Source organism: Actinomadura sp. RB99 (genome assembly GCF_014706005.1).
Classification (GTDB): Bacteria; Actinomycetota; Actinomycetes; order Streptosporangiales; family Streptosporangiaceae; genus Spirillospora.
Genome location: NZ_JABMCA010000055.1, coordinates 61,193 through 67,893 on the forward strand (window position 1 = coordinate 61,193; position 6,701 = coordinate 67,893).

Below are 6,701 nucleotides of genomic sequence, written 5' to 3' on the forward strand. Positions count from 1 at the left end.
CGGCCGTGCAGAGCTGGATCCACGTCCTCGAATGGCGCGCGTCCGCGCACCGCGACCGGACCGCCGTCCGCGACGACCGCGGCGCCCGCCTCACCTACGGCGAGCTGCTGGACGCCGTGGAGCGCCGCGCGGGCGGCTGGTCCGCGCTCGGGATCGGTGACGGCGACGTCGTCGCGGTCATGGCGCGCAACAGCGCCGACTTCCTCGTCCACGCGCTCGCGCTGATGCGGGCGGGCGCGATCCCCGCGTTCGTGAACTGGCGGCTCGCCGCGCCCGAGCTGGCGCGGCTCCGCGCGCTGCTCACCCCCGTCGCGGCCGTCGCCGACCCCGCCTTCACCGCCACGGTCGACGCGGCCGCCCCCGGCCTGCGCGCGCGTGTGGTGATCGGGACGGCGGACGGCGGCTGGGTCCCGGACGCCGGGCTCGACGCTCCCCCGCCTCCCCGCCCGGCCGAGCGGCTCTCCGCCACGGGCGTGTTCGGGCTGATGCACACCAGCGGCACCACCGGGCGCCCGAAGGCGATCCCGCTGGACAACGCCTCGCTCATCCGCAGCCTGTCCGGCTTCGCCATCGAGATCGGCGACCAGGTCCCCGGGTCCCGGCACCTCCAGCTGATGCCGCTGTTCCACCTCGCCGGGTTCGCGCAGGCGATGCAGTGCCTGCTGACCGCCGGGGAGCTGATCGTGCACGCCGCGTTCCATCCCGGCGCCGTCGTCGACGCGATCGAGACGGACCGCGTCGAGTTCTTCACCGCCGGGCCGACGCTCATCGACATGCTGGTCGCCGAGGTGCGGGGCCGCGCCGTCCGGCCCGACCTGTCCGCGCTGCGGGAGATCCAGTACGGGTCCGCGCCGATCACCCCGGCGTCGCTGCGCGCCGCGCTCGACACCCTCGGCTGCCGGTTCCGGCAGATCTACGGCAACACCGAGTGCCAGTCGTTCATCAGCCTCCTGCACCCCGACGACCACGTGCCGGACGGCCCGCACCTGGCCAGCGCCGGGAACGTCACCCTCGGCTGGGAGGTCCGCGTCGTCGGCCCGGACGGGGCGGAGGTGCCGCCCGGCGAGCCCGGCGAGCTGCTGATCCGCGGCGACTCGCTGACCACCGGCTACTGGCGCGACCCCGACGCCACGGCCGCCGCGTTCACCCCGGACGGCTGGTACCGCACCGGCGACGTCGTCCGCATCGACGCGGACGGCTACCTGTTCGTCGTCGACCGCGCCAAGGACATGATCATCAGCGGCGGGGAGAACGTCTTCCCCGCCGAGGTCGAGGCCGCGCTCGCCGAGCATCCGGACGTGGCGGAGGTCGCGGTGATCGGCGTGCCGGACGAGCGGTGGGGCGAGGCCGTCCACGCCGTCGTGGTCGCCGCCCCGGGCACCGCGCCGTCCGGCCCCGACCTCATCAACTGGGTCCGCGCCCGGATCGCGCACTTCAAGTGCCCCCGCACGATCGAGTTCGCCGACGCCCTCCCCCGCAACGCCACCGGCAAGGTCGTCAAGACCGACCTCCGGAACGCCCGCCGCCGGCAACCGGAGACCGGCCGAGCCTGACCCGCCCCGCCGCCCCGTCAGGAGGCGGCGCGGAGGGCGTGGGTCTGGAGGATCGCGGCGAAGCGCTCGTCGGCGCGGTCGAGCTGGCCGGTGATGTGCTGCTTGACCGGGGCGTCCAGCGGGGTGTCCGGGCGGTTGACCAGCTCGCGGAGCCGGGGGACGAGCGGCCGGTACTTGCGGGCGAGCTTGCGGACCTTCGGGCCCGTGGTGTGCATCAGCCCGACGCCGTTGTCGGTGAAGTCGGACACCTTGATGATGCGCGCGGCCGGTTCGCGGTCCAGGCTCTCGGCGACATGGGCTCGGTACTGGGCGTGGACGTCGCCGCCCCGGTCGTAGACGGGGTTCGTCACCGCGCGGACGAGCCCGGCGACGCGCGGCCCGAACTCCGCCTCCAGCACGTCCAGCGCGGCCTCGCGCGGATCGTCGTGCCCGTCGCCGGCCAGGTCGGCGGGATGGTCCTCGACGGAGTCGTGCAGCAGCGCGGCGGCGAGGACGTCCACGTCGTCCACCCGGTAGTGGCACATCACGCGCAGCTTGACGCGGAGCAGGTGGTTGACGACGGGCTCGCTGACCCGGCGGTCCTGCCGGTGCAGGTCGCTCGCCAGGGCCAGAGCGGCGCTGAGGCGCCGCCAGTCCGCCTCGGGGAAGCGGAGGATCTCGCGGGCGAACCGGTCGCGGAGGCCGGCCTCGCCGTACACCGCGGTGATCGTGTGAAGCGGAAGGGTCTCGAGAAAGCCGGGCACCGTGCTCCCCTCTCGCGGGAAGGAGTCCCCGGGTTCGGAGTGTGCGATCCGTTCCCGCGTGCAGATCGGACGCGCACCGTGATCATCCGGTTCCGCGTTCCGGGACAGATCATGCGGTGCGCGAGAATCGGCCCCTCCCGGCCCGACGCGCCCCGCACCACACCGCCCCCGCCCCCGCCCCCGCCCCCGCCCCCGCCCCGGCGATGGTCGCCGACTGGATCACGTTCTTCGCGCGGGACGGCGCGCGGAGCGCGGAAGCGGGTTCCCACTGAGCGAGACACCGCGCTGCCAACGGCGGCGCCGTCCTGCACAGTCCGAAGGTCAGGTCCCTCGTCGCGAAGGAACCGCAGCATGGCCGGCTGGACTCATCGGTACGCGCGCATCAACGGCCTCGACGTCCACTACGTGGAGCAGGGCGAAGGGCCGCTCGTCGTCCTCCTGCATGGGTTCCCGCACCTGTGGTTCAGCTGGCGGCACCAGATCGGGCCGATCGCCGACGCCGGCTTCCGGGTCGTCGCGCCCGACATGCGCGGCATGGGCGGGACGAGCGGCCCGGACGACCCCCGCGAGTACGGCGTCGAGCACATCGTCGGCGACGTCGCCGGCCTCCTCGACCACCTCGGCGCGGAGCGGGCGGCGTTCAGCGGCCTGGACTTCGGCCTGTTCGCCGCCTACGACCTCGCCTACCACCATCCCGAGCGCGTCGCGGCGATCATCGGGCTGGAGAACCCGTTCTTCACGCCGAGCGAGGAGTCGCCGCTGACGCTCGCCGCCCGGCAGGCGAAGCGGCACTTCAACCACATCCACTACTTCGCCGAGCCCGGCGTCGCCGACCGCGACCTCGACGCGGCGCCCCGCGAGTTCCTGCGCAAGGTCTTCTACGCCCTCTCCAGCGACTACCACTACCTCGACGTCTGGCGGAAGCCGCCCGGGACGACGTACATCGACGCGCTGCCGGAGACCCCGGCGCTCCCGTGGCCGTGGCTCACCGACCTGGAACTGGAGTTCTACGTCGACGCCTACAGCCGCAGCGGGTTCACCGGCGGGCTGAACTGGTACCGGGCGATGGACCTGTCCTGGGAGCACCGGAAGTCGTACGCGGGCCGCAAGAACCCCGCGCCGTTCTCCTTCATCGGCAGCGAGCAGGACGCCGACCTGGAGGGCTGGCACGGCGACGACCCGCTGGACAGGCTGCACGAGCACCACGAGGACGTCCGCGACGTCCGGATGCTCAAGGACGCGGGCCACATGATGCAGATGGAGCGACCCGAGGAGACGACCGCGACCATGCTGGAATTCCTCGCGAGGAGCGGCGAATGGGCCTGACCGGAGACCGGGTGGCGGTGGTCACCGGGGCGAGCCGCGGCGCCGGGAAGGGCATCGCGCTCGCCCTCGGCGATACCGGCGCGACCGTCTACGTGACCGGACGCACCCGCGCCGACGGCGACGCCGACCTGCCCGGCAGCGTGTACGCCACCGCGGAGGAGATCGGCGAGCGCGGCGGCACCGGCGTCCCGGTGATCTGCGACCACTCCGACGACGACCAGGTCAGGGCGCTGTTCGAGCAGGTCGAGCGGGAGCGCGGCGGGCTGGACGTCCTCGTGAACAACGCGTTCACGATCCCGGACGGCCTGACCCGCAAGGGCCCGTTCTGGGAGAAGCCGCTGGCGCTGCAGAGCATGCTGGACGTGGGGATGCGGTCGGCCTACGTCGCGACGTACTACGCGGCGCCGCTGCTGATCCGCGGCGGCGGGCTCGTCGTCAACACGTCGTCGTTCGGCGGCCGCTGCTACATGCACGGGCCCGCCTATGGCGCCGGAAAGGCCGCCGTGGACAAGATGGCCCACGATATGGCGGTCGATTTCCGCCCCTACAACGTCGCGGTCGTCTCGCTGTGGATGGGCCTGCTCAAGACCGAACGGAACAGGGCCCTTTTCGACGGCGTCCCGGACAAGTACGCCTCGTTCGCCGCCGGAGCCGAGTCGCCGGAGTTCAGCGGCCGGGTCATCGACGCGCTCGCCCGTTCCCCGGAGCCGATGAAATGGACGGGGCAGGTCCTCATCGGCGCGGAGATCGGGGCGGAGCTCGGCGTCACCGACGTCGACGGGAGCCGGCCGCGCTCGCACCGCGCGATGCTCGGCGACCCGCCGGAATTCAACCCGGCCGTGGTCGAGTAGCGACGCCGCGCCACCGTTCCGGAAAGGCGCGCCTTTCCGTTCTCCGGGCGCCCGCGCGATGCCTTATCGTCCAAGCGTGGCCTCGATCCTGCTGGTGGAAGACGACGAGCACGTGCGGCGCGCGCTGATCCGGGAGCTGACGGAGCTCGGGCATTCGGTGCGCAGCGCGGGCCGGGCGCTCGACGCGCTGCGGGAGGCCACGGCGAACGCGCCGGAGGCCGTCGTCCTGGATCTCGGGCTCCCCGACCTCGACGGCGGCGAGGCGCTGAAGATGCTGCGCGCGGTCTCCGACGTCCCGGTGATCGTGGCGACCGCGCGGGACGGCGAGGCGGAGATCATCCGGCTGCTCGGCGCGGGCGCCGACGACTACGTGGTGAAGCCGTTCTCCGCCGACCACCTGCACGCCCGGCTGGAGGCGGTGCTGCGGCGCGCCCGCTCCCCGCGCCGCCGCGACGCGGTCGTGCTCGGCGAGCTGCGCGTCGACCTGGAGCGGCGGCAGGCGTCCATGGGCGGCGCGCCGCTGCGGCTGTCGCGCCGCGAGTTCGACCTGCTCGGCTACCTCGCGGAGAACGCGGGCCGGGTCGTCGGGCGGCGGGAGCTGCTCGCGAAGGTGTGGCAACAGCCGTACGGCGACGACCAGACCATCGATACGCACCTGTCGTGGCTGCGCCGCAAGATGGGCGAGAACGCCGCCGCACCCCGCTACCTGCACACCGTCCGGGGCGTCGGCGTCATGCTCGTCTCTCCCGAGTAGCGCCCGAGCAGCACCCAGAGCGGCATCCGGCGGGGACACGGAAACCACCCCGCATTGGCCTATCATCTCCGGAACCAGTTGCGGTCCGTCCATAGACCAACTGAATGCGCGATTCCGGGGGGAAGCCGATGAGAGGTGCGCTGGCGCGGATCGCGACGGCCGTGACCGCCATGGTGGCGCTGTCGTTCGTCGTGCCGCTCGGCCTCCTGGTCGGGCAGATGGCGCACGACCGGGCGCTGTCGGCCGCCGCGCAGCAGGCCGCCTCCCTCGAACCCGTCCTCACCGTCACCGCCGCGCCCGCCTCGCTCGCCGACGCGGTCGGCTCCACCCCCGCAGGGGCGGCCGGGCGGCTCGCGCTGCACCCGTCGCAGGGCGCCGCGATCGGCGCCGCGCACGCGTCGGACGCCGACGTGCGGAAGGCGCGCGGGCTGCGCCGGGCGTTCACCGCCGCCGCGGCCGGCGGGACGGTCCTGCTCACACCCGCGCTGCTGGACTCCGACCGCGTCGCCGTCATCGAGGTGTACGTGCCCGACGCGGACCTGAACCGGGGCGTCGCCCGGTCCCGCACGGTCCTCGGGCTCGTCGCGGTCGCGCTGGTGCTGGTGTCGGTGGCGATGGCGGACCGGCTCGCGGTCCGGGTCGTCCGGGCCGCCGACGGGCTGGCGAGCGCGGTGACCCGGGTCGGCGACGGCGACCTCGCGGCCCGCGTCGCGCCCGGCGGGCCGCCGGAGCTGCGCGCCGCCGGGACGGCGTTCAACCGGATGGCGGACCGGCTCGTCCGGCTGCTGGAGGCCGAGCGGGAGTCCGCCGCCGACCTGTCGCACCGGCTGCGGACCCCGCTGACCGCGCTGCGGGTGAACCTCAACGGGCTGGCCGCGAACCCCGCCGACCCGGTCCGGATGGCGCACAGCCAGGACGCGCTGAGCCGCCTGGAGGAGGCCGTCGACCGGATCATCTCGACGGCACGGCGCCCGGCGGGCGAGCCGCCGGGGTGCGACGCGGCGGCCGTCGTCCGGCGGCGGCTGGAGTTCTGGTCGGAGCTGGCCGCCGACCAGGGCCGCGACTGCGAGGCGGTGGTCCCGGACGGCGCCGTCCCGGTGCCGGTCGGCGAGGACGACCTCGTCGCCGCCGTGGACGCGCTGCTCGGCAACGTCTTCCGGCACACGCCGCAGCGGACCGCGCTGTCGGTCACGCTGCACCGGGGGCGGTACTCCACCGGCCTGCTGGTCGGCGACGCCGGGCCCGGCATCCCGGACGCGGAGGCGGCGCTGCGGCGCGGCGCGAGCGGCGCTGGCTCGACCGGCCTCGGCCTCGACATCGCCCGCCGGCTCGCCGAGTCGACGGGCGGGACGCTGAAGATCGGCACGTCGCCGCTGGGCGGCGCGCAGATCGAGCTGTGGCTGCGCACCGAGTCCCGCGCGCCGTCCCGCCGGTCCGCGCGCCGGCCCCGCCGCCCCCGCCGCCCTCGCCGCGG

At 74.4% G+C, this 6,701-nt stretch carries 6 protein-coding genes; 5 read left to right on the plus strand and 1 reads right to left on the minus strand.

All coding sequences use genetic code 11. The features are described 5' to 3' along the window. Positions 1-5 precede the first annotated feature (5 nt). A complete protein-coding gene (locus amrb99_RS35605) occupies positions 6-1,553 on the plus strand; it encodes an AMP-binding protein (RefSeq protein WP_190864620.1) in 1,548 nt (515 codons plus the stop codon). A gap of 17 nt (positions 1,554-1,570) precedes the next feature. Here amrb99_RS35605 and amrb99_RS35610 read toward each other — a convergent pair whose 3' ends face one another. Continuing rightward, positions 1,571-2,296: an HD domain-containing protein gene (locus tag amrb99_RS35610; RefSeq protein WP_190864622.1), complete on the minus strand. Its 726-nt coding sequence runs from the start codon at positions 2,294-2,296 to the stop codon at positions 1,571-1,573. Between the two features lie 351 nt (positions 2,297-2,647). Between amrb99_RS35610 and amrb99_RS35615 the strand changes: the two genes are divergently transcribed. The 4 genes from amrb99_RS35615 to amrb99_RS35630 all read left to right on the plus strand — a co-directional run. After that, positions 2,648-3,622, plus strand: coding sequence for an alpha/beta hydrolase (locus tag amrb99_RS35615; RefSeq protein WP_190864624.1), 975 nt, complete (start codon positions 2,648-2,650; stop codon positions 3,620-3,622). Then, the gene (locus amrb99_RS35620; RefSeq protein WP_190864626.1) at positions 3,613-4,473 is read left to right on the plus strand and encodes an SDR family NAD(P)-dependent oxidoreductase; all 861 of its coding nucleotides are present in this window, start codon (positions 3,613-3,615) and stop codon (positions 4,471-4,473) included. The genes amrb99_RS35615 and amrb99_RS35620 overlap by 10 nt, the downstream gene beginning before the upstream one ends. 76 nt (positions 4,474-4,549) lie before the next feature. Then, complete coding sequence (locus amrb99_RS35625; RefSeq protein WP_190864628.1) at positions 4,550-5,227, plus strand: response regulator; 678 nt, start codon at positions 4,550-4,552, stop codon at positions 5,225-5,227. A 128-nt stretch (positions 5,228-5,355) separates the two neighbouring features. After that, positions 5,356-6,701, plus strand: a 1,346-nt coding sequence (locus tag amrb99_RS35630; protein WP_190864629.1) for a HAMP domain-containing sensor histidine kinase, incomplete at its 3' end; no start/stop codon positions are given.

What these genes read in the sequence shown, in the direction of transcription:
- amrb99_RS35615 (WP_190864624.1), top strand. Translation starts at nt 2,648, where the DNA reads ATGGCCGGCTGGACTCATCGGTACGCGCGCATCAACGGCCTCGACGTC.
- amrb99_RS35620 (WP_190864626.1), top strand. Translation starts at nt 3,613, where the DNA reads ATGGGCCTGACCGGAGACCGGGTGGCGGTGGTCACCGGGGCGAGCCGC.